This window comes from Aeromonas sp. FDAARGOS 1406 (assembly GCF_019048565.1).
GTDB classification, from domain to species: Bacteria; Pseudomonadota; Gammaproteobacteria; order Enterobacterales; family Aeromonadaceae; genus Aeromonas; species Aeromonas caviae.
The window spans coordinates 1075899-1096796 of record NZ_CP077378.1 but is presented as its reverse complement, the minus strand read 5'-3'; the positions used below and the strand labels follow the sequence as shown (position 1 = coordinate 1096796).

Below are 20898 nucleotides of genomic sequence, written 5' to 3'. Positions count from 1 at the left end.
CGGTCATCGTGAATGAGGAGGCAAGACAATGGCAACGATAACGTCGGCAGGTGCCGGGTCTGGTATCAATCTGGAGAGTGTAATTTCCGCCAGTCTGGACGCCAGAAAGGCACAGATCCAGCAACCGATCATTACCAAGAAGACAAACGCCCAGATCACTCTGTCTGGAGTGGGTCAGCTAAAATCAGCCATTGCTTCTTATGTCACTTCCCTCAAAGAGATGGCTAAGACGGATGCGTTCAACAAGCGTGCCGTCAACATCACTCAGGACAAGGACAACCCTGTCCTCAAGGTGGAGAGCAAGGCTGGCTCCTCCAATGGTCAGTACAATATCACCGTCAATAAACTGGCAACGACCAGCAAGTTTGAAGGGACCTTTGACAGCTCCACCGATCCCCTGATCACCGAAGATGGCACCCTGACCTTCAAAGCCGGGGACAAGACGTTCTCCGTGGATGTCAAAGCCGGTGATTCGCTGCAGAGCGTACGCAAGAAGATCAATAACCATGGTGATAACTTCGGTCTGACAGCCAACATCATCAACACCTCGGATGGCAAGGCCAAGCTGGTGATGGATTCTGGTGTGAGCGGCACTGGCAAGGATCTGCAGATCAGTGGCAACACGACCGGCCTGAGCAACTTTGCCTCCTCCTTGACTCAAACCCAGCCCGCAAGCAGTGCCGAGATCAGTGTCGATGGCAGCACGTTGACCAGTGATACCAATACCTTCGATGGCACCATCATGGGCTTGAAAGTCACAGTGCTGTGTGAGTCAGATAAAGAGACTGATGGCACCAAGAAATCCAACAAGGTAGATATATCGACCGATAAAGATGGCATCAAGGCCATGGTCAAGAGCTTTATCGATGGCTATAACAGCCTGGTGAGCAAGACAGAAGCCTTGGGCAAGCGCAATACCATGGTGGCTGGTCAGAGCAAGGATGATGGAGGGGCTCTCGCTGGTGACTCGGTTACTCGCAGTGTGACCAACCTGATGAGTAATACCATCATCTCTCCTTCTGATAATTCGAGTACCTTCTCCACTATTTTCCAGCTGGGTGTGAAGATGGACAACAAGGGAGTTCTCTCCCTTGATAGTGAGAAGTTTGATGAGGCGCTGGACAAAAACTTTGAGCAGGTTGTCGCCATCTTTGGTGGTGAGAATGGGGTTGCGGGTAAAATGGCCACAGCACTGGAAGATTACTCCAAAACTGGCGGTTTACTGGCTCAGCGAGAAGACTCGCTTAATGCAGATCTACGTACCCTGGCCCAAAAAGAAGCGGATGCTTCTGCTCAACTGGTGAAATATGAAGCCAGTTTACGTGCGCGCTATGGTGGCCTGGACACCCTGCTGGCCAAGATGAATCAATCAGCGTCTTACTTGAGTCTTATTAATACCTCTGGCTCTTCATCTTCCTGATTAATCTCCATCACAATCCCGCATGAGGGGAGTTGTCATGTATCGCAAAAATATAAAAGCCTATACCACTCAAAATTTGCAGGCCGAGATGGCGGTAGCGGATCCTTACCGTGTTATCCAATTGATGATGCAAGGTTGTGTCGAACGTCTTGCCCAGTCAAAAGGGGCGATCGAACGCAAAGATTTCGAAGGCAAGTCCGTCGCTATTTCAAAGTGCATGGCGCTCATCAATGGCTTGCAGGATGCGTTGGATCTCTCATATGGCAAGGTGCCGGAAGATCTGTTTGCCCTCTATGACTACATGAAGCAGCGTTTGCTGGATGCCAGCCGTAATATGGATCCTGCTCCTTTGGATGAAGTCGGTCAGCTGATGTTGACCATCAAGAGCGGCTGGGATGCCATTCCGGTAGAAGAGCGAGCGCAAGCACTTGCCCGCCAGCAATCGGAGAAGGTCGAGTGATGTCTATTGACCTAGCGGAGCTCCATGCCCTGGGTGAAAGGATCCGCAGCATTCTGACGATGAGTCCTCTCAGCGAGATTGAAGCTTTGATGGATACATATTTGGCTGGATTGGATGAGCATATTGGCGGGGTGGGAGCACGGGATCTTAAAAGTGAGCAGCGGCAAGTGTTGTTGCAGTTCAAAGAGTTGTTGGCCTTGGTGGAAAGAGAGAGAAGCCAAACAGAAACCGAGCTGTTGAGTCTGTCGAAGGCTGGGCGAGCTACCGAGTTGTATAAGAAACACGCAGGATAACGATTGATGGATATCGCACAGAAGATTGGCGAAGTAGAGGCAGAGCTTTCTCGGCTGGGTCAGCAACATGAACAAGAAGCGGCGATGGCCCAGATGTTGCCAGTACGCTTTCAAGAGAACATGGATGCTTTCAAGAAGTACATGCCAGATATTCATGACTTTTTCGTGGATTATCAATCGGCGCGTCCATTTCGCTTCTTCTGCAATGAAAATGGCATTCCCAATATTCTGTGGCTGGATACGGAAATGGCTCTCTATGGTGAAGATCCCTTCGCCGATGCACTGGCCCAAATTACTGAAGTGCTCGACCAGAGTACCTTGCAATGTATCGACTTCGCCTCACAGTGGTATTTTGACGATCAAATCCATATCAAGTACAACAATGAAATTTCAAAGCTGAAGCAGAGAGCTAACCAGGGCAGCCCACTGCTCAAAGATGCACTGCATACGGATATCCCCTTATCATTGATGTATGGCATAGGACTGGGTTATCAACTGGGCTATCTTTACGAGCGATGCAAGGTAAGGAATTTATTTGCTTTTGAACCAGACCTTGATCTGTTCTATGCATCCTTATTCTGTTTTGATTGGCATGCCTTGCTGACATATATGGAGCAAGAGTTCCTGACCTTGCATTTATTCATCGGTGTTGATGAGAAATTGCTGGCTGCGGACATGATGGAGGCCTTGCATCGCAAAGGAGCTTTTTGGTCTGCTGCATATTTTTCCTTCCGTCACTACCACTCCCCCAAGTTGGATACACTTATCCAGCAGGTCGAAAATGAATTTTACCTGCTCAGAACCGGTTGGGGGTTTTTCGACGACAACGTGTATGCATTGGCCCACAGTCATACACACCTTCAAGACGGTACCCCGTTCTTGAAACGAGAGCGAGATACCGGGTTGGCTGCGACCTTGCCTGTTTTTGTGGTAGGCAATGGCCCTTCACTGGATCAAAGTATCGATTTCATCCGGCAACATCAGCATCAGGCCATCATTATTGCCTGTGGCACGGCGGTGAGTGCGCTCCACAAGGCCGACATTAAGCCAGATATTTATGTTGCCGTAGAACGAACCAAGAGTTCGGCAGATTTCCTGCGTATTCTGAATGCAGACGACTTCATCAAAGACTGCGTCTTTCTGAGTGTGGATGTCATCCATCCGGAGTGCAAAGGCTTCTTCCGCAAAACGGGGATCGCGTTCAAACCCAATGAACCCATGTACAAAATATTGTCCACCCGTTTTGGATCTGAATTTGAGTTCGAGGCTATTCAATACTCCAACCCCTTTGTGGGAAATACAGGGCTAAATTATGCAGCGCTGTTGGGGTTCAAAGAAATATATCTGTTTGGTATTGACAATGGCTATAAGTCGGCGGATAAACATCATTCCAAATTGAGCCTTTATTACAATGATAAACAAGAGGCAAAATACCAACAAAACCTGAAGGATACCTTTCCTGCTCCGGCCAATTTTGGCGGAGAAGTTCGGATAAACCATCTGTTTGGGCTGGCGATCCATAATATGGAACAGGTGTTAGCCACTTCTCCTGAGGTGCATTGCATCAACAGTAGTGATGGTGCTTATATCGAAGGGGCTTGTCCTCTGCGTGTAGAAACATTGACGCCGAGATGGTCTGCTATTGACAAGCGCGCTGTAGTTGATGAGCTCATGACTAATTGCTTCCAACCATTTGATGTGACCAGCATTGATTTCCAGGCTGCCATCAACGTGCCGTTGTTCCATGAAATAATCGAGAAGTTGCGCTATGACTGGCAGAGTGTGGATCGTGAACATAATGCCATCCAACTGATGATGCAACGACATCACGATTACTTGCTCTATCTTTTGATGAGCAAAGAGGGGCATTTGTATCGGGTCTTAATTGGCTCGCTTAACTATTTCTACGCCAACATCATCAGCCTGATGCTTGCAGAGATGAATAGTGATGGGGCTGGGCTTGCCGAAAAACTGGGCGTTGCCATCGGCATTCTGGAGCAGTTCTTTGATGATGCGAAGAGCATCTATGCTGATGCCCTAGAGCGGCATGATACTGCCTATTTTGTGGGATTGAGCGTATTCAAATAGGCATGCAGGAGAGGGCCTGAACATTGATCACAGGCCCTCTTGTCCTCTTATTTTATCGAGTCCAACAGCATCACGAGTTCACCTTCCAACCAGTCGGCCAATCCCAGCCAGTCACCATGTTCCTGACAAGCCAGCATGGCTGCGACAATGGTGGCGATATTCGCATGTTGCGACACAGGAACTGTGGTAAGTACTTTCTCAATCAAAACAGGCAAATGCTGTGCACTTTCCAGATGATGACCCAGTCGGAAGCGCTGGGCCAGGTTGATGCATTCTTGTCGTCGATTCATGACACAAACTCCGGATGGTAACGACTCCCCAGGATCGCGGCTCCATCACGGCTGGTATTCCAGAAACGAATCTGCGGATGCTTGGCTATGTAACGTTCCAGCTCAATCTGATAGGTGGTGAAATTGGGGTTTGTGACCACTCGATGACCGTGGCCATCCAGCGTCCAGCCGAACGTCTGGTGAGCGGTTGGCCCGAGTGCGCCATCCTGCCAGCCTGTGTGGGTCTGCCCACCCGGAAAAGCGAAGTCGCAACCCAGCAGGATGATATCGCTGCAACCCATCTTGACGGCGAGATCGACAGCAGGATGAAGGACACTACCGCCTTGATGCAGTACCCCTTTAGGCTGTGTCTCGCGCAGATCCTGATACATGGGACTGATGGAGTATGCGGTGAGTCTTGGCCCGGGCCAGCTGTTCAATGTGGCGTTAGGTACCATGGGGGTATAAACCAGCGGCACTGTGATGAGGCCGTCGCTGGCCAGATGATCCTGGGCCAAGCGATCGTCGATGCAGACGACCAGATGAGGGGTGATGTGATGCTGCCTTAACGGCGCCACTGCGGTATCAACACAGATCAGTTGCCATTTTGGATGGCAGTGAAGCAATGCTGCCAGTCTGGGAAGATGGTGCTGCAGTGTCGGGCCACTGGCGATGATCACTGCCGTCCCGTGAGGGGCCGAATCAAACAGGCTGGCGACGTCACCGTCCGCACGGATCAGTGGCAGGTTTTCAGCGAGCCGGGTCTGAACACGTGCTGAGTCCGGTGCGAACCTCAACTTGGTATACTCGGCAGATATTTCACTGATCAATCTGCCACGGATGCGGCTGGCTGCTGTCTCAGCCAGCTCAAGTTCACTCGGTATGGCGAAGAAGGGCAGTGTGACTTCAGTTTCATCACTGGCCAGACTGAGTTGGAGCCTGGGATCCTGTAGCCACTTCCATTCCAGCAATGCTAGGAGCAGTGTAAACAAGGTGTGGTTCAGAATGTGAATATGTAGTCGTTTCAGATCAGGGCGGGCCAGTAAAAGGGGAGGCAGATCCCCAAGGCCAGTCCCATAGAGATGCAGTTCGCGAGCATTCGGCAGACTGTTGGCCTGCAGTTGTGCCTCTGCCTCCCGGTCGTGGCGGCTGGTGAGTTGGATGCCATTGACCAGCAGGGTGCTGCCGCTTCCCTCGCAAAGCTCCACTTGAAAGTCGCCCAGCTGGGCCGTCGCCAAGGCACCTGCCAGCGTCGGCCAGCGTGCTTCGATGATCGCAAGCTGATGGAGGAGGAGTTCTTCATTCATCGCATGCAACCCATACCCAGCTCAGTGGTTGATTGGCGCTCATATCGCGGGTGACCCGCTTGCCGAGCAGTCGATCGTAATCGGCAGGAGGGAGGCCGAGGGCGGGACGCACCGATTTGATATGCTCGGTGGTGAGACGCTCCCCTGCTGCAATATCCTTGATCAGGTAGAGGGAGCGGCGAAATTCGCGATTGGTCTGCTCGCTCTGGGTGAGTTTATAGTCAGCTACCCCCAGGGCGGCGTGGGCCGTGTTGACCGAACGTATCAACTCGGCCAATTCGTCGGGCTCCATGGAGAAAGCACAATCCGGTCCGCCGTCGGCGCGGGCCAGGGTGAAGTGCTTCTCGATGAGGGTCGCCCCGAGGGCGGTGGCAGCAATGGCGGTTGCGGAGCCTAAGGTGTGGTCCGAGAGCCCGACTTCAACGCCAAAACGTTGGCGCAACAGGGGGATGGTGCGCAGGTTGTACTCGGCTGCAGGTGCCGGATAGCCGCTGACGCAGTGCAGCAGGGCCAGCTGGCCGTTGCCGTGCTTGAGTGCCATCTCGACCGCGGCGGCGATCTCGGCCTCGTTCGCCATGCCGGTGGACATGATGAGTGGCTTGCCGGTCTGGGCGGCGTAGCGGATGAGGGGCAAGTCCACCAGCTCGAAGGAGGCGATCTTGTAGGCCGGGCAGTCGAGGGATTCCAGCAGATCCACCGCGCTGAAGTCGAACGGACTGCTGAAGACCGTCAGCCCCAGCTCGCGCCCCTTGGCAAACAGGGCCTGATGCCACTCCCAGGGGGTGTGTGCCCACTGGTAGAGATCGTACAGGCTGTGACCATCCCAGAGACCGCCGTGGATCTGGAATTCGGGCCGATCGCTTCTGAGGGTGATGGTGTCGGGCCGATAGGTCTGCAGCTTGACCGCACTGGCCCCGGCCTCCTTGGCGGCGGTCATGATGGCCAGTGCACGCTCCAGGTTGCCGTTGTGGTTGGCCGACAGCTCGGCGATCACAAAGGGAGCCTGTGCCGGGCCGATGGATTGATGGGCGATCTGCATCTGTGTTCAGACTCCTGTGCCAAGTTGCCAGCCTTGCGGCGCCGGTTGCCAGGGGGCAGGGGGCGCTATCTGCGGTGGCTCGGCAAGATAGAGGGGAAACTGGGAGAAAATTGTCTGCAAGCGATGTGCCAGCTCTTGCCAGTCTTGTGGTTTGAGTGGCTGGTGTGCCTGCCAGGCCAACTGCTGGCCGCTTAGGTCAAGGGTGAGCAGGCATGTCTCTTCCTGCCCGCCATCTTGTTGTAAAAATTGCCAGCGTTGGCCATCGGGCCGCAGCTGATAACCGGTTTGCGGCAGCAGCCAGGCGGTGAGGCGATCGAGCCCCAGACCATCCACTTGCTGCTGACCGCGTTGGCGATACGCCTCGGCCTCTTGTTCCAGTGAACACAAGGCCTGCGCGAGTCGTGAGGGGTCAGCGAGCTCGCTTAGCGTCAGGCGTTCGGCCAACTGGAAGCGGGCGATCACCTCATCATTGAACTGCTGGTTGTCGACGATGGGCACCGCCAGGGTTGGCAGGCCGAGGCAGGCGCGCTCCCAGGTCATGCCGCCGGCGGCACCGATGGCAAAATCGTGGCGCGCCATCAACTGCGCCATCTGATCGTTCTGGCGCAGCAAGTCGATGCGAAGTTCGGGCAGTTCGACAACCCTCTGCTGCAATTCGTTCCAGAAAAGGTTGGCGCCGCCCGCCACCAGAGTCCACTGGATGGTGCGGGCCCAGGGTAGACGAGCCAAGCTGTTGAGGGTGGTGAGGCAAGCGCCGGCTGGATCGGCGCCGCCAAAGCAGATGAGTCCCCGTTGCCACAGGTTGATCTCTTGGCGTGCAAGCTGTCGGAATGCCGGGCGCAGCAGGGCGTAATCCGTTCCCAGCAGCAGGCGACAGTTGTCTGATATCAGGGGCTGATAGTCGGCTGCGGTGCGAAGAGGCCCCTGATCCAGCAGTAGCTGACAGTGATGCGGTCGATCCGCCAGATCGTCGATCACCAGCAACTGACTACAGTGGCGCGCCAGCAAGGCTTCAAGCATTTGGTCGATGGCGTAGTGGTCGACGATAAGCCAGGCCGGTCGTAGTCGGGGCAGTGGCCCCGCGTCATCCAGCGCAGCCAGAGGGTGGTAGTGGTGCTGCTTAAGCAGGGGCTGCAAGTGAGCCGGCAACCCATAACAGAGAAAGTGGCACTCGGCTCCCATCACCTGCAACCGATCGGCGATGGCCAGACAGCGCATCAGATGGCCCAGCCCTTTCTCGGGGCTCGCATCGAGCCGAAATGCGATATCAAACGTCATGCTGGTGTAATACCCGATAGAGCAGTTCGGCCAGTTGCCAGTCCTCTTCGGTGTCGATATCGACCACCCGGTAGCGCGGCAGCACCTGTGCCAGTCCGTTGCCATCGAACACCCCGCGGCCACCCAGCCAGGCCTCGCGCCGTCCCCAGTAGAATTGACCGGCATCCTGGTAGGCCGGGGTCAGATCCTGACTGCGTTTGCCCATGTTCTCCGGCCAGAAAGGGGTGGCACAGCCATTGGCGGTCAGTTGCAACGCGCGCTGGATGGGAAAGCCAAAGGCGGCGGCGCTGAAGGCATAATCGGCAGTGCTGGTCGTCAGCCGCTGGTAGGCGGCCTGCAGATCGCGGGCGCGGATCAGGGGCACGGTGGCATAGATGCAGCAATAGGTATCGGCCTGGATGCCGAGGTCATCGAGCCGGCGAATGGCATCGACCACGACGGCCGTGGTCCCGGTATGGTCGTCGGCCAGTGTCGGGTCACGCAGGAAGGGGGTTTCGGCACCGCAATGGCGGGCAACAGCGGCAATCTCGGCGTCATCGGTGGAGACCACAATGTGCTCGAAACAGCCGGCGGCTTGGGCTGCCTGGATGGCATAACGGATCATCGGTTGCCCGCAAAACGGACGGATATTCTTGCGCGGAATGCGTTTGCTGCCGCCGCGTGCCGGAATGATGGCGATGGTCATGGGGCACCTCCTGGCGTGGAGCTCAAGTTAATACGCTTGTTGCCGATAATAGGATCGGCTGTACGCTCTGTCACCAACTGACTGAATTATTTCAAAAAATGAGTGTGCAATCCCGCTATCGACTTCCTCGGATGGTATAGTGGGTCTCGTATTGGGTCGAGCCCCGGGCGTAGTGGGGCGCCAACAGGCAGTAAGGAGAACTGGCATGTCACAAGGGGTATCCCCCCCGGGTTTCAGCCCCAGCTATGAACGTTATGGTGTGCAACTCAGACGGTTGCAGGTCGACGAGCTGGAATTGGTACGCCAATGGCGAAATGACCCGAAAATTGCCAGTCAGATGCTGGATCAGACCTTCATCACGCCACAGATGCAGCAGGCCTGGTTTGAGCGTCTACAGTGCTCGGACTCCGCCTGTTATTACGTGGCCTGGTTTCGTCAGCAACCGATCGGGGTCGTCTCCCTGACCGCCATCGACTGGCAGGCCGGTACGGCCGAGCCGGGCATGTATATCTATCCGGATGAGTTTCGTAGCAACCTGGTGCCGTTTTGTGTCGCTTTTGCACTGAATGACATGGCGTTTGAACAATTGGGTCTGACCCGGCTCTATGGCAAGATTTTCACCACTAACCCGGCTTCCATCCGGTTTCATGAAGCCTGTGGTTACCAGCAATTCGGTGAGGCGGAGGGTCCGCTAATCCACTACCAACTGGTGCCAGAACACTACCGTTCGGCCCGCGATCAAGTTTCCCGTTTTATTAGGTACCGATGATGAAAAAATCCCTTGTCCAGATCTTTGCCGATGCCCTGGCGATCGCTCCTGAGTTGGTCAGCGATGAGTTGACCTATCAGGGCATTCCTCAGTGGGACTCTGTGGCTCATATGACGCTAATTGCCGCCATCGAAGACGAATACGAGATCATGCTCGATACCGATGACATCATCGACATGAGCTCGGTGGCCAAGGCGCGGCAGATCCTGGCCAAGTACGGGATCGAAGCCTGATGGGGCTGCTTAGCGGCAAGAGTGCGTTGATCACCGGCGCCGGCCGCGGCATCGGCCGCGCGGTGGCCGAGCGCTTTGCCGCCGAGGGGGCCACCCTGTTTCTGGCGGTGCGGAATATCGAGCAGGGGATGCTCCTCGCGGGTGAGCTGCAGGCAAAGCATGGTATTGACTGTCATGCCCTGAGTTGTGACGTATCGGATGCCGACTCGGTCAAGACGCTGTTTCGTGAGCTGTTTAGCCACAGCAAAACCCTCGACGTATTGGTCAACAATGCTGGGGTGCTGGATGATGCGCTGATTGGCATGGTGACGCCGGCACAAGTGGAGCGCACTTTCGCCAGCAACAGCTTCAGTGTGCTCTATTGCAGCCAGTATGCGGCGCGGATGATGCAGCGTGCTGGTGGCGGCAGCATCATCAACCTGGCGTCGATCATCGGCCGGGTTGGTAATGCCGGTCAGGCAGTCTACGGTGGCAGCAAGGCGGCGGTGATCGGCATCACCCAGTCGTTGGCCAAGGAGCTGGCGCCACAGCAGATCCGCGTCAATGCCATTGCGCCGGGTTTTATCGATACCGACATGGCGCACTCATTGCCGGACGACAAGTTCCAACAGCGGCTGCAGAGCATCGCCATGGGACGCATCGGCTCGGCCGACGAGGTGGCCAAGGTGGCACTATTTCTGGCCAGCGAGCTGTCGAGCTATGTCACCGGTCAGGTGATCGGTGTCGACGGAGGCATGCTGATATGAGGTTGTGGCAGCGGTTGCTGGAGCACGAGGGCATCGCCGCCTATGCCGGTGAACAAATGGTGAGTTACGCCGAGTTGCGCGCGCAAAGTCAGGCTTTGGCCGTGCAGCTCTGGGGGGCATCGCCCCGGGCGAGCGGGCGGCAACTGGTGCTGCTGCAGGCGGACAACAGCCTGCCGAGCCTGCTCAATTATCTGGCCTGCCTGTGGGCGGGTCATGCCGTGCTGCTGGTGAATGCCGAATTGCCGGCGGCCAGCGTCGAGACACTGCTGCAGCAATATGATCCGCACCTCTGGCTCCGGCCGGATGCGGCCCCGGTGCCCCGCCATCATCGCCCGATGTCGCTGTTGCCGGAACTGGCGCTGCTGCTGACCACCTCCGGCTCCACGGGCGGCGCCAAGCTGGTTCGCCTGAGCGAGCAGAACCTGATCGCCAATGCCGAGTCCATCGTCGCTTATCTTGAGATGGCGCCGGATCATCTGGCGCTGACCGCCTTGCCGTTTGCCTACTCCTATGGTCTGTCGGTGATCCACTCCCATCTGCTGTGTGGCGCGGGATTGGTGCTGACCAACGAGACGCCTCTGCAGCGCGGCTTCTGGGAGTGCCTCAAGCGCTATCCGGTGACGCAATTGACCGGCGTACCTTACAGCTACCAGATCTACGAGCAGCTGCGCCTGCGCCGCCAGGCGTGGCCCCATCTGCGCATCCTGACCCAGGCCGGTGGTCGGCTGGCGCCGGAGCGGGTGCTCGATTATGCCCTCTGGTGCCGGGAGCAGGGCATCCGTTTCTATGTGATGTATGGCCAGACCGAGGCCACGGCGCGCATCAGCTATCTGCCGCCCGAACTGGCGGCTGAGTACCCAGACAGCATTGGTGTGCCTATTCCTGGCGGTGAGCTACTGTTGCTCGATGAGCAGGGCAACGAGATGGCTGCCGAGCCTGGTGTGGAGGGCGAGCTAGGCTATCGAGGCTCCAATGTGATGCTCGGCTATGCCGAGTCGCTGGCCGATCTGGCGCTTGCTCCCATGAATCCTCTGCTGCGTACCGGCGATCTGGGTTACCGCTCGGCCGACGGACTCTGGTTTATCACGGGGCGGCTGAAGCGACAGATCAAGCTCTCAGGGGTACGCTGGCAACTGGACTCGCTGGAGCGGCAGTGTCGCGATCTGGGTTGGGAGCTGGTGGCTTGTGGTCAGGATCAGGCGCTACGGATTGCCTGTTCCGAGCTGGCACAGGTGGCCGTGATTCGTGACTATCTGCAACTGCAACTGGGGTTGCACCCGAGCCTGTTTCGTGTCGCTGCGCTCAAGGATCTGCCACGCACCGTTGCCGGCAAGGTCGATTATTCGGCATTACAGCGCGCGATCGAGGAGGCGAGTGCATGATGGCATCGCCTACCGATACTTTGGATCTAAGCTTGGACGCTCTGCTGGCTGCCCCCGTCTATGGCTTATCTCAGGCCGAAAAATCCGCCCTGCTCATGGCTCGTCTCAATGCCCTGAGTGAATGGCATCGCCAGCACTGCCCCGAATTTGCCCGCATTCTTGATGGCTACGGCTGGGATGCCGCCGCGTTGAGCGATGATGAGTTACCCTATCTGGCGGTGCGGCTGTTCAAGCATCTGCTGCTGGCCAGCGTGCCGGAAGCCGAGCGTTTCAAGACCTTGACCTCTTCCGGCACCACGGGGGCTGTGTCGCGCATCGTGCTGGATCGCGCGACCGCCGCCCTGCAGAGCAAGGCGCTAGTCAAAATCCTGCAGGAATTTATTGGCAAACAACGGCTACCGATGCTGCTGGTGGAACAGCCGGCGTTGATCCAGAACCGCAGCGGCTTCTCGGCGCGTGGGGCTGGTGCCCTTGGACTCTCATTTTTGGGCCGCGATCACCACTATGCACTCGATGAACAGATGCGGCCCAACTGGCCGGTGATCGAGGCCTTCTGTGAGCGCTATGCCAATCAGCCGGTGCTGATCTTCGGCTTCACCTTCATGGTCTGGCAATGCCTGCTGGAGCCGCTGCGCGAGCGGGGGCTGAGTCTGCCGCTCGCGCAGGGGATCCTGTTTCACAGCGGTGGCTGGAAGAAGCTGCAGCATCTGGCGGTGGATAACGCCGCCTTCAAGACGCGCTGCCAGCAGATTCTGGGGCTGAGCCGAGTTCATAACTTCTATGGCATGGTCGAGCAGGTCGGCTCCATCTTCGTCGAGTGCGAAGCCGGCCATCTGCACGCGCCTGTGCTCGCCGATGTGCTGGTGCGCGATCCGCAGACCCTGGCGCCGCTACCGATGGGGCAACCCGGCTTGCTGCAGGTGCTCTCGGCGCTGCCGCAGAGCTATCCCGGCCACAGCCTGCTGAGCGAGGATCTGGGCACCCTGCTGGGCGAGGATGATTGCCCCTGTGGTCGTCATGGCCGTTATTTTGCCGTGCTGGGTCGCCAGCACGGAGCCGAGGTGCGCGGATGCAGCGATACATTCCAGTGACCCCATCCTGGCCCGAGCAGGGCATCGAATTCGTGCTGCCGTCCTCCGGTTGGCAAGGCTTTACACCGCAACCGCTGGCGGTGGGGGATGAGAGTGTGCTGGCGTTTTGCGGCGAATTGTCACAACGGCTGCAGGCGCTGGGCCGTCCATGGCCCGATCTGGTGGCGCTGGGGTTCTGGCTGCGTCCCGCCGCGCTGCATGCCCATCTGCCCGCGTATGCCTCGCGCTCACCGCTGGGGCTGACACTGCACCTGGTGCCGTCCAATGTGCCGACGCTGGGAGTGTTCTCCTGGCTGATGGCGTTGCTGGCAGGTAACAGTGCGATAGTACGCCTCTCGCGCCGTCAGGATCCGGTGCAGCAACAGTTGCTGGCCGTGTGCGCCGATTTGTTAGCCAAGCCCGAGTGGCAGGCGATCGCCGCTCGGGTGCGGTTCATTCGTTACGGCCATGACGAGGCGATCACCGCCGCGTTATCGGCGCAGTGCGATCTGCGCGTCGTGTGGGGGGGCGATGCCACCGTTACGGCCATCCGGGCCATAGCGCTGCCACCACGCGGGCGGGAACTGGTGTTTCCGGATCGCCGTTCGCTGGCGCTCCTCGACGCTTCCGCCTGGCTGGCGTTGGATGATGCCCGCCGCCAGCGCCAGCAGGCCGCGCTGGCGCAAGACATCAGCCAGTTTAACCAGCAGGCCTGCGCATCACCGACCACGCTGGTCTGGTTGGGTGACTGGCCGGCTCCGGCACGTGAGGCGTTGTTGGCGGCGTTGGCCGCACCGTTTGCTCAAGATCCGGCTAACGGCATGGCGCGGCTGGTGAACAGCCAGCTGGCGTTGGCCAGCGGTGAGGTGCTGGCGCAGACTGCGGTCGGTAGCCTGAGCCTGTTGCAGCCTGGCGGGGTGCAGACACAGATCGCGACGGGCGGCGGCGTTCTGCTGGAACGGCACTACGCCGATGTGCCGTCCTGGCTGGCCGCCGGTGATCAGGTGCAGACCTGTGTCTGTGTCGGCATCGCGCCTGCGGCGGTGGCGGCCTGGCTGCGTCAATATCCCGACACCCGCATCGACCGGCTGGTGGTGCCGGGTCAGGCGCTGGCGTTTGACTGGTTCTGGGATGGGCAGGATCTGCTGGCGCAGATGAGCCGGCAGACCCGGGTCGGCTAATGCTGCGCCCAGCGCAGTGTCGGCTAACCCGGAGTGTGAAAGCGTTCGCACTTTTAGCACTGAGTGTACGGGCGCTGGCATACAACTTGTATCTGTCTGGCAACAGAGCCGCAGCATGAGGCGCCATTCCCAGTACCGCGTCGTGCGGTAGCCATGCCTGCCGCGGCCGCTTGGCGTCAAATTGAACCGATAACATAGGATAAAGAATGAAAGTCAGTGTGCTGGTTCCGGTCTACAACCTCGAGCGTTTCATTGCCCCCTGTCTCGAGAGCCTGCTGACGCAACAGGCCGACTTCGATTATGAGGTCATCGCCATCGATGATGGCTCCAGCGACGGCTCCTGGGCCATCATGCTGCATCTGGCCAGTCGTTACCCGCAGCTGCGCGCATTGCAGAATCCGCAGAATATCGGTTTGGCGCGTACTCAGAAACGGTTACTGAGCGAGGCTCGCGGCGACTATATCGCCTACGTCGATGGCGATGATCTGGCGCTGCCGGGCAAGCTGCAACAACAGGCAGGCTACCTGGACGACCATCCGCACTGCACGCTTTGTTACCACGAAGCCGACATGTTTGACGATGAGAGCGGTCGGACGCTGAAGCTGTTTACCCGCGACTATTACAACTACCGCTATTTACGCCCGGTCGGCGATATCACGGATCTGATCCGCTATGGCTGTTTCGTCAACGCCAGCTCGATCATGTTCCGCCGGCATGAGCGCATGGGTGAAGCCATCGATGATGGTTGCAAGATCATCCTCGACTACCCCTGGCACATTCTGAATTTGTCACTGCGGCCTGGCACGCTGGATTTTATTCCCGCGGTATTGGGGCGTTATCGCTATCACGCCAACAGTTTTGGCGGCCAGACCCGTCAATCACCGGAACGGCGTGAACAATCTCTGCGCGACCTGCTGCGTGCCTGTAACAATGCGGCGGCATTCGGCGCGGATTCGACGCTGATTGCCCAGGGGCGAGCCCATCACCTCTATTCTGCGGCGCTCTATTTTCTGCGCCAGGAGGACACGCCGCGCTTTAACCACTTTCTCCAACAGTCGGTGAACGAGGTGGCCGCGCTGGCCCCGGGCTGGTTCTTCGACGACCGTCATCAGCTGGCGTGGCAACTCAGGGCCGATCCGGTTCAGGTCAGACAACAGCTATTTGGAGCAAACCCATGACCTATCAGGCAATTGTGATTGGCGCCGGCCTGTCTGGCGCCGTGATGGCCGAACGCATGGCCAGCCAGCTCGGCTGGCGTGTACTGGTGCTGGAGCAGCGTGACCATCTGGCCGGCAACTGTTTTGACGAACAGGATGCGGCGGGCGTGCTGATCCACCGTTATGGGCCGCACCTGTTCCATACCGATAAGCCAGCGGTGGCCGACTATCTGTCGCAATTCACCCAGTGGCATCCCTACGAGCATCGGGTGCTGTCGCGTATCGATGGCCAACTGGTGCCGCTGCCGTTCAACCTGACCAGCATCGAACGTTGTTTCCCCGCCGACAAGGCGCAAGCGCTGATCGCGGCACTGGTGTCGCGCTATGGCGAGGGGGCGCGGGTGCCGATCCTGACGTTGCGTCAGCAGGCCGATCCGCTGCTCGGCGAGTTGGCGGAGTTCATATATCAAAAGGCGTTCGTCAACTACACCAGCAAGCAGTGGGGCATGCCGCCCGAGGCGATTTCGCCGGAGGTGACCGCCCGGGTACCCGTGGTGGTCAGCCGTGATGATCGCTACTTTACCGATCCGTTCCAGGCGGTGCCGCAAGGGGGCTACAGTGCCATGGTGGCGGCGATGCTGGCCCACCCCAACATCGAATTGCAGTTGTCGACGCCGATGAGCGCCCGCGTGGCGCTGGACTGGGGGCAGGGGCGTGTCATGCTGGACGGTGCCCCGTTCACCGGCCCGCTGATCTACACCGGCATGCTGGATGTGCTCTGTGCCGGCAGTGAGCCACTGCCGTACCGTTCGCTGCGTTTCGAGCACCGTCACTTGGCGCAAGCACAGTTCCAGCCGGTGACGACGGTGAATTACCCCAATGAAGAGGCCTATACCCGCATCACCGAGTTCAAGCACCTGACCGGGCAAGTGCACGCGGGCACCAGCATCGTCTACGAGTATCCCTGTGCCTACGAGCCTGAACAGGGATTGGAGCCCTATTACCCGCTGTTTACCGACACTGCCCAGGCGCGCTATGCCGACTGCCGTGCCCGGCTGGAGTGCTTTACCCAGTTAATACCGTTAGGCCGCCTGGCCGAATACCGTTATTTCGATATGGACGATGCGGTGGACAATGCACTACAGACATTTAGAACAAGAATTGAAAACGGTAATTGAGCTTATAAGTATTGAGTTACGTAGAGAGTAATGCTTAATGTTGGAAAAAATAATATGCTAATTAATGGTCTTCTGGCTGATAAACTTGTTGAAGTCGTTGCAGCATATTAATAATTCCCACATCACCTATGTATTATTGATAAAATGACTGTTGCATGGAGTGCCAACTTCAGAAATAGAAATGATCTGCAGTGCATTAGTGTGATCGTGTTATAGGTAGTACAAGAGCAGTTGATAGGTATATGCTGCTGCCAAAATCTAGTTTCCATACTCTTATGGCTATCATATTCAATGCGTCATCAACGTGGTAATTTATGATGTTTTACCTGCTGCTAGGATAATAGATGAAAATAAATACGATTGAGTTGGCGTTTTGTATTGACAATGAGTATGCAACACACTTGGCTGCACTCATAACAAGTATACAAAGAAATTTATCCACAGACTATAAGATTAACTGCCATGTGTTTGGTAGGCTTAACCAGAATACAAAAAAAAAATTGATGACATTAGAGTGTCAAAACACTCAAATCGAGTTTCATTCAAATTTACCGGATTATAGTAATCTGCAAATTAGTGACCGGTATAAAGAACGATTAAATGAAGTAACATATTATCGGTTTTCTGTCCCAGAGATATTAAATGATCGTGATCGGGTTATATTCATTGACGCTGATGTAATAGCCCAAGGTGATATATCTCCATTATGGGAAGTTAACTTGCATGGTTGTATTGCTGGAGTTGTGACCGATCAGCTATTAGGTGACGATAAAGAGGGGCAGTTAGCAAGAGGAATCGCGACTGGTAAATACTTTAACGCAGGAATGATGGTTATAGATGTTGTTGCCTGGAATGATTTTAATGTGAGTAAAAAAGCAATCGATTTGCTGATAAGAATGCAGGGCATGGAGCACAATGATCAAGATGCACTAAATGTTGTTATTGAAGGGCAGTGTTGTTACATCGATAGCATATGGAATGCTCAATCGTTAATAATAACACCCGATTTAACAAAGAAAGCCCGTCTTATCCATTTCTGTGGTCAGGAAAAACCTTGGCATGTTACATCTGAACACCCACTCACATCGGTATATTTGAAGTACAAGGCGCTGACATCATTTAGTGATGAGCCCCTAGAACTATTCTTAGATCCAACGGACATTGACATTATTAATCGACTCAAAAATGAATTGCCAAATGGTGGGGTCTTAGCAATCTGGGGGCGAGGGCAGCGTGGACGACGTTTATGTTATCATATAAAAATGAATATGCCGGAGTACACAATTCAATATCTGATCGACAAAAATATATTGAATCCTTATCTCGGTATACCCGTATTTAAGGGGCTAGACAAGTTTAATGTAATTGATGCATTGGTCATAGCTTCTGTTCCATACCGACAAGAAATTATTTCATCGCTGCCGTTTGATACAACGTTGAACGTCAAGATAATATAATATTGGAGTGTGAGCTAATGACCAAGACTGTAGTCTCAATTATTATTCCATGCTATGAACAGCAATCATTATTAAAAAGAGCACTCGATTCACTTAATGACCAAGATGTTGACCTTGATGTGATTGTTATTGATGATGGATCTTCTGAAGCAGTATATATACCGACATCTAATTATAAATTTAGTATAAGATTGATTAGGCAAGAAAATGGCGGTTTGTCGGCCGCAAGAAACACCGGTCTAAAATATGCGGTTGGCGAGTATGTGAAATTTTTAGATGCGGATGATGCGTTACTTCCATATTCACTCAAAAAACAAGTTGATAGTATATCGCTTAGCGAGAACGTCATTAGCATTATAGGCGCTATTGAGGTTGATGAAGATACTGGACTGAAGAAAAAAATCATTCCGACATTTGGTGATGCATTACCATCTTTATTCATGGATAACTTGGCGCCTGTTCACTCTTATCTGTTTAAGAAAAAAACTCTAGATTTGTTTGGTGGATTCATTTCAGGAGCAAGAACAGAAGGCGGGTGCGAAGATTATGATTTAATATTCAGGCTGGCTATTAAAGGATGTAGTTTTTTATCGTTGCACGATCTGGGGGTGATCTATTTTAGGCGACATGGAACTATGTCAAGGAACAATACACGGATGAAAATAGCCAGAACGAATGTATGGTTGGATAATGTTAGCGAGTGGCTTGATTCCTCTACTCTTCATAGTAGCGAACACATAATTCCGTTGCTTACCGGATTAACCAAGTTATGTGGCATTGTGCCGAAAGAGCAAACATATAAGTTAAAAAGACTGGTGTATAGGATCCATGACTACATTTTAGATAATAATTATAAACTTTCACCAGTAGAATGTAAGCTATTGCTCAGTTTAATGAAGGGACACACTGTTTTAGACGAAATATCAAGAATTATTAGATCATTTGCTAATGAAACAAACTGTATGACATTAAGTATTGTCCCTCAGTCACTCAATGATTACAGAGTCCACTTATCATCAGGTTCCTCATCGCTGGATTATGACTGGATCTGTTCTATTCTTGAAAATGCAAACAAGTATGATGGCTATATTGGTATATATGGTGCTGGCGATATCGGATTTAAAATAGAGCAGCTTTGCCGTTCCGCTGGATTTGGTATCAAATGTTTTTTTGACAAGAATCCATCTACTGCACGAAAAGACCTGAACTCTCCGGTCAGACATATAGACGAAATACCAGCGTCTGATATCAGGTTACTAGTTATTGCTTCGATATCATTCTATGATGAAATAAAATTAAATTTGAATAGTTGCGGTTATGTTGGTTTGCATATCATTTGATTTGTGTATTGTTTTTCGATGGCTTAGCTCATGAATATTAGAATTAGGACTACATTCTGTGAATTCATCTAAAAAAGAAGTAATCGTTTTGGGTACTGGTGGACTTTTCGATGCTTTTTATACACACATAGAACGACACTATACAATTTTAAAGTTATTTGATAACGACAAACTAAAGCATGGAAAAGTAATTCACAATCTGATAGTAGAGAAACCTGCCCATGTCCATGACGCTAATATACTAGTGGTAAGCTATTATTTTGATGAAATCAAAATGCAGTTGATTAGTTTAGGATATAAGGAGGAAAGTATTTTCCATGTATCCGATGACATGCAATTAATGAATTCAGTAAAAAGTGGGTTAATAATAAAACAACACATTCCCATTGCTGTCAATCAAGTTAACAGACTAAAGAAAACAGACAAAAACAACATTCTAATTGTAATGAATTCGTTAGGAGTTGGTGGTGCTGAAAAATCATTGATTAATTTTGTTAACACAATTGATGCGGATAAAAATAATGTAATAATTTTGGCAATCAATGGTGGGGGAAGTTGGACTAATAAATTTAATAAAATCGCCAATGTCGTTGATATTTTTTCAAATTGGAATGACATAATCCTACAACCATATTTTTTTAAAAACTTAAGCTTTAACGAGATTAAGAACTTATTCGCATCCCTAAGTTTTGATAAGGTTATAGCTTATAGTGTCGGTTTTTCTGCAAAATTAGCATGTGAAATTAATGCAAAAATTCGTATTGCTTGGATTCATTCTGATCTAAGTGTGGAACACCCCACAAAATTCTGTTTTAATAATCTATCGGAAGAGGTTGATTGTTATAATAAATATTCAAAATTAGTGTTTGTATCTCAATCTGCACTTAATGGTTTCCAGCGTTTATTTTCCTCGGTGAGGGCAAGCTTTTTTGTGTTAGGTAATATTTTTGATCTAGAAGATGTTAATAAAAAAGCAAGTGTAACAATAGATTTCCAGCCTGCAATAATAGACAAAAATAAAATGGTTTTTCTATATGTTGGTAGGTTTTCTAAAGAAAAAGGCATTGATAGATTGCTACATGCTTATATGCAGGCAAAAGTTAAGTTCAAAAATATTGCCTTGATTTGTATAGGCGATGGTCCTTTGTTTGCTCAGATTTGCAATGATGTGAAATCAAATGCTGCTGACCTCGATATATACCTTTTAGGTGAGATGGATAACCCATTCCCATATATGCAAGTAGCTGATTTTTTGGTTTTGCCATCATACTATGAAGGTCAGCCAATGGTGCTAGGGGAAGCTTTTATATTAAATACTCCCATACTTGCAACTAAGTCTAGTGGTACTGAGGAAATGTTAAAGATGGGTGAGTATGGCATGTTGGTTGATAATTCGATCTCGGGATTATTCAGTGCTATTTGCGAAATTGCCTCTAAACCAGAGCTCATTGAACACTACCAGAGAAAGTCGATGAATGGTTTATTAAGTATAATAAGTAATCTCTCAAAAGTTGAATCAATATTAAATGATGTCTGACGGTTATTT

At 53.2% G+C, this 20898-nt stretch carries 20 protein-coding genes; 15 read left to right on the top strand and 5 right to left on the bottom strand.

The window, feature by feature from the left end:
* Positions 1-28: 28 nt before the first annotated feature.
* From fliD to I6L36_RS04985, 4 genes are read left to right on the top strand one after another with little or no spacing between them, the layout of a single operon-like run.
* Positions 29-1420, top strand: a complete 1392-nt coding sequence (fliD, locus tag I6L36_RS05000) for a flagellar filament capping protein FliD (RefSeq protein ID WP_216987045.1) — start codon at positions 29-31, stop codon at positions 1418-1420.
* Between the two features lie 37 nt (positions 1421-1457).
* Entirely contained in the window at positions 1458-1880 is a 423-nt protein-coding gene (gene fliS, locus I6L36_RS04995) for a flagellar export chaperone FliS (RefSeq protein ID WP_042075800.1), read from the top strand.
* A complete protein-coding gene (locus I6L36_RS04990) occupies positions 1880-2173 on the top strand; it encodes a hypothetical protein (protein ID WP_042075798.1) in 294 nt (97 codons plus the stop codon). Before fliS ends, I6L36_RS04990 begins: the two co-directional genes overlap by 1 nt.
* A gap of 6 nt (positions 2174-2179) precedes the next feature.
* Positions 2180-4261: a 6-hydroxymethylpterin diphosphokinase MptE-like protein gene (locus I6L36_RS04985; protein ID WP_053288549.1), complete on the top strand. Its 2082-nt coding sequence runs from the start codon at positions 2180-2182 to the stop codon at positions 4259-4261.
* A gap of 47 nt (positions 4262-4308) precedes the next feature.
* On the opposite strand, the gene I6L36_RS04980 is transcribed toward I6L36_RS04985, so the two are convergent.
* From I6L36_RS04980 to pseF, 5 genes are read right to left on the bottom strand one after another with little or no spacing between them, the layout of a single operon-like run.
* Positions 4309-4551: a hypothetical protein gene (locus I6L36_RS04980; protein WP_042075795.1), complete on the bottom strand. Its 243-nt coding sequence runs from the start codon at positions 4549-4551 to the stop codon at positions 4309-4311.
* Complete coding sequence (locus I6L36_RS04975; protein ID WP_053288548.1) at positions 4548-5837, bottom strand: motility associated factor glycosyltransferase family protein; 1290 nt, start codon at positions 5835-5837, stop codon at positions 4548-4550. The genes I6L36_RS04980 and I6L36_RS04975 overlap by 4 nt, the downstream gene beginning before the upstream one ends.
* Positions 5830-6876, bottom strand: a complete 1047-nt coding sequence (pseI, locus tag I6L36_RS04970; RefSeq protein ID WP_042075791.1) for a pseudaminic acid synthase — start codon at positions 6874-6876, stop codon at positions 5830-5832. The genes I6L36_RS04975 and pseI overlap by 8 nt, the downstream gene beginning before the upstream one ends.
* 6 nt (positions 6877-6882) lie before the next feature.
* Positions 6883-8154 (bottom strand): UDP-2,4-diacetamido-2,4,6-trideoxy-beta-L-altropyranose hydrolase, encoded by a 1272-nt coding sequence (gene pseG / locus I6L36_RS04965; protein WP_109111779.1) that lies wholly within the window; start codon positions 8152-8154, stop codon positions 6883-6885.
* Positions 8144-8839: a pseudaminic acid cytidylyltransferase gene (gene pseF / locus I6L36_RS04960; protein WP_053288546.1), complete on the bottom strand. Its 696-nt coding sequence runs from the start codon at positions 8837-8839 to the stop codon at positions 8144-8146. Before pseF ends, pseG begins: the two co-directional genes overlap by 11 nt.
* A gap of 205 nt (positions 8840-9044) precedes the next feature.
* Here pseF and I6L36_RS04955 point away from each other — a divergent pair, with 205 nt between their 5' ends.
* The 11 genes from I6L36_RS04955 (at position 9045) to I6L36_RS04905 (ending at position 20889) form a co-directional block, all read left to right on the top strand.
* Positions 9045-9608: a GNAT family N-acetyltransferase gene (locus I6L36_RS04955; protein ID WP_053288545.1), complete on the top strand. Its 564-nt coding sequence runs from the start codon at positions 9045-9047 to the stop codon at positions 9606-9608.
* Positions 9608-9841 (top strand): acyl carrier protein, encoded by a 234-nt coding sequence (locus I6L36_RS04950; protein ID WP_053288544.1) that lies wholly within the window; start codon positions 9608-9610, stop codon positions 9839-9841. Before I6L36_RS04955 ends, I6L36_RS04950 begins: the two co-directional genes overlap by 1 nt.
* The gene (locus tag I6L36_RS04945) at positions 9841-10587 is read left to right on the top strand and encodes an SDR family NAD(P)-dependent oxidoreductase (RefSeq protein ID WP_081000964.1); all 747 of its coding nucleotides are present in this window, start codon (positions 9841-9843) and stop codon (positions 10585-10587) included. Before I6L36_RS04950 ends, I6L36_RS04945 begins: the two co-directional genes overlap by 1 nt.
* Positions 10584-11969 carry an AMP-binding protein gene (locus I6L36_RS04940; protein ID WP_081000963.1) on the top strand — a complete coding sequence of 462 codons (1386 nt, stop codon included), beginning with the start codon at positions 10584-10586 and terminating at the stop codon, positions 11967-11969. Before I6L36_RS04945 ends, I6L36_RS04940 begins: the two co-directional genes overlap by 4 nt.
* 32 nt (positions 11970-12001) lie before the next feature.
* Positions 12002-13060 (top strand): acyl-protein synthetase, encoded by a 1059-nt coding sequence (locus I6L36_RS04935; protein ID WP_053288541.1) that lies wholly within the window; start codon positions 12002-12004, stop codon positions 13058-13060.
* The gene (locus tag I6L36_RS04930; RefSeq protein ID WP_053288540.1) at positions 13039-14220 is read left to right on the top strand and encodes an acyl-CoA reductase; all 1182 of its coding nucleotides are present in this window, start codon (positions 13039-13041) and stop codon (positions 14218-14220) included. Before I6L36_RS04935 ends, I6L36_RS04930 begins: the two co-directional genes overlap by 22 nt.
* A gap of 206 nt (positions 14221-14426) precedes the next feature.
* Positions 14427-15398 (top strand): glycosyltransferase, encoded by a 972-nt coding sequence (locus tag I6L36_RS04925; protein ID WP_053288539.1) that lies wholly within the window; start codon positions 14427-14429, stop codon positions 15396-15398.
* Positions 15395-16555, top strand: coding sequence for a UDP-galactopyranose mutase (gene glf, locus I6L36_RS04920; protein ID WP_109111778.1), 1161 nt, complete (start codon positions 15395-15397; stop codon positions 16553-16555). The genes I6L36_RS04925 and glf overlap by 4 nt, the downstream gene beginning before the upstream one ends.
* A 344-nt stretch (positions 16556-16899) precedes the next feature.
* Complete coding sequence (locus tag I6L36_RS04915; RefSeq protein WP_081000962.1) at positions 16900-18012, top strand: glycosyltransferase family 8 protein; 1113 nt, start codon at positions 16900-16902, stop codon at positions 18010-18012.
* A gap of 17 nt (positions 18013-18029) precedes the next feature.
* Positions 18030-19352 (top strand): glycosyltransferase, encoded by a 1323-nt coding sequence (locus I6L36_RS04910; RefSeq protein WP_152952581.1) that lies wholly within the window; start codon positions 18030-18032, stop codon positions 19350-19352.
* A gap of 58 nt (positions 19353-19410) precedes the next feature.
* Positions 19411-20889 (top strand): glycosyltransferase, encoded by a 1479-nt coding sequence (locus I6L36_RS04905; protein ID WP_152952580.1) that lies wholly within the window; start codon positions 19411-19413, stop codon positions 20887-20889.
* The last annotated feature ends 9 nt before the right edge of the window (positions 20890-20898 follow it).

Bases quoted from the DNA above. Each gene is read 5' to 3' on its own strand.
- fliD (WP_216987045.1), top strand. From the start codon at position 29: ATGGCAACGATAACGTCGGCAGGTGCCGGGTCTGGTATCAATCTGGAG.
- fliS (WP_042075800.1), top strand. From the start codon at position 1,458: ATGTATCGCAAAAATATAAAAGCCTATACCACTCAAAATTTGCAGGCC.
- I6L36_RS04990 (WP_042075798.1), top strand. From the start codon at position 1,880: ATGTCTATTGACCTAGCGGAGCTCCATGCCCTGGGTGAAAGGATCCGC.
- I6L36_RS04985 (WP_053288549.1), top strand. From the start codon at position 2,180: ATGGATATCGCACAGAAGATTGGCGAAGTAGAGGCAGAGCTTTCTCGG.
- I6L36_RS04980 (WP_042075795.1), bottom strand. From the start codon at position 4,551: ATGAATCGACGACAAGAATGCATCAACCTGGCCCAGCGCTTCCGACTG.
- I6L36_RS04975 (WP_053288548.1), bottom strand. From the start codon at position 5,837: ATGAATGAAGAACTCCTCCTCCATCAGCTTGCGATCATCGAAGCACGC.
- pseI (WP_042075791.1), bottom strand. From the start codon at position 6,876: ATGCAGATCGCCCATCAATCCATCGGCCCGGCACAGGCTCCCTTTGTG.
- pseG (WP_109111779.1), bottom strand. From the start codon at position 8,154: ATGACGTTTGATATCGCATTTCGGCTCGATGCGAGCCCCGAGAAAGGG.
- pseF (WP_053288546.1), bottom strand. From the start codon at position 8,839: ATGACCATCGCCATCATTCCGGCACGCGGCGGCAGCAAACGCATTCCG.
- I6L36_RS04955 (WP_053288545.1), top strand. From the start codon at position 9,045: ATGTCACAAGGGGTATCCCCCCCGGGTTTCAGCCCCAGCTATGAACGT.
- I6L36_RS04950 (WP_053288544.1), top strand. From the start codon at position 9,608: ATGAAAAAATCCCTTGTCCAGATCTTTGCCGATGCCCTGGCGATCGCT.
- I6L36_RS04945 (WP_081000964.1), top strand. From the start codon at position 9,841: ATGGGGCTGCTTAGCGGCAAGAGTGCGTTGATCACCGGCGCCGGCCGC.
- I6L36_RS04940 (WP_081000963.1), top strand. From the start codon at position 10,584: ATGAGGTTGTGGCAGCGGTTGCTGGAGCACGAGGGCATCGCCGCCTAT.
- I6L36_RS04930 (WP_053288540.1), top strand. From the start codon at position 13,039: ATGCAGCGATACATTCCAGTGACCCCATCCTGGCCCGAGCAGGGCATC.
- I6L36_RS04925 (WP_053288539.1), top strand. From the start codon at position 14,427: ATGAAAGTCAGTGTGCTGGTTCCGGTCTACAACCTCGAGCGTTTCATT.
- glf (WP_109111778.1), top strand. From the start codon at position 15,395: ATGACCTATCAGGCAATTGTGATTGGCGCCGGCCTGTCTGGCGCCGTG.
- I6L36_RS04915 (WP_081000962.1), top strand. From the start codon at position 16,900: ATGAAAATAAATACGATTGAGTTGGCGTTTTGTATTGACAATGAGTAT.
- I6L36_RS04910 (WP_152952581.1), top strand. From the start codon at position 18,030: ATGACCAAGACTGTAGTCTCAATTATTATTCCATGCTATGAACAGCAA.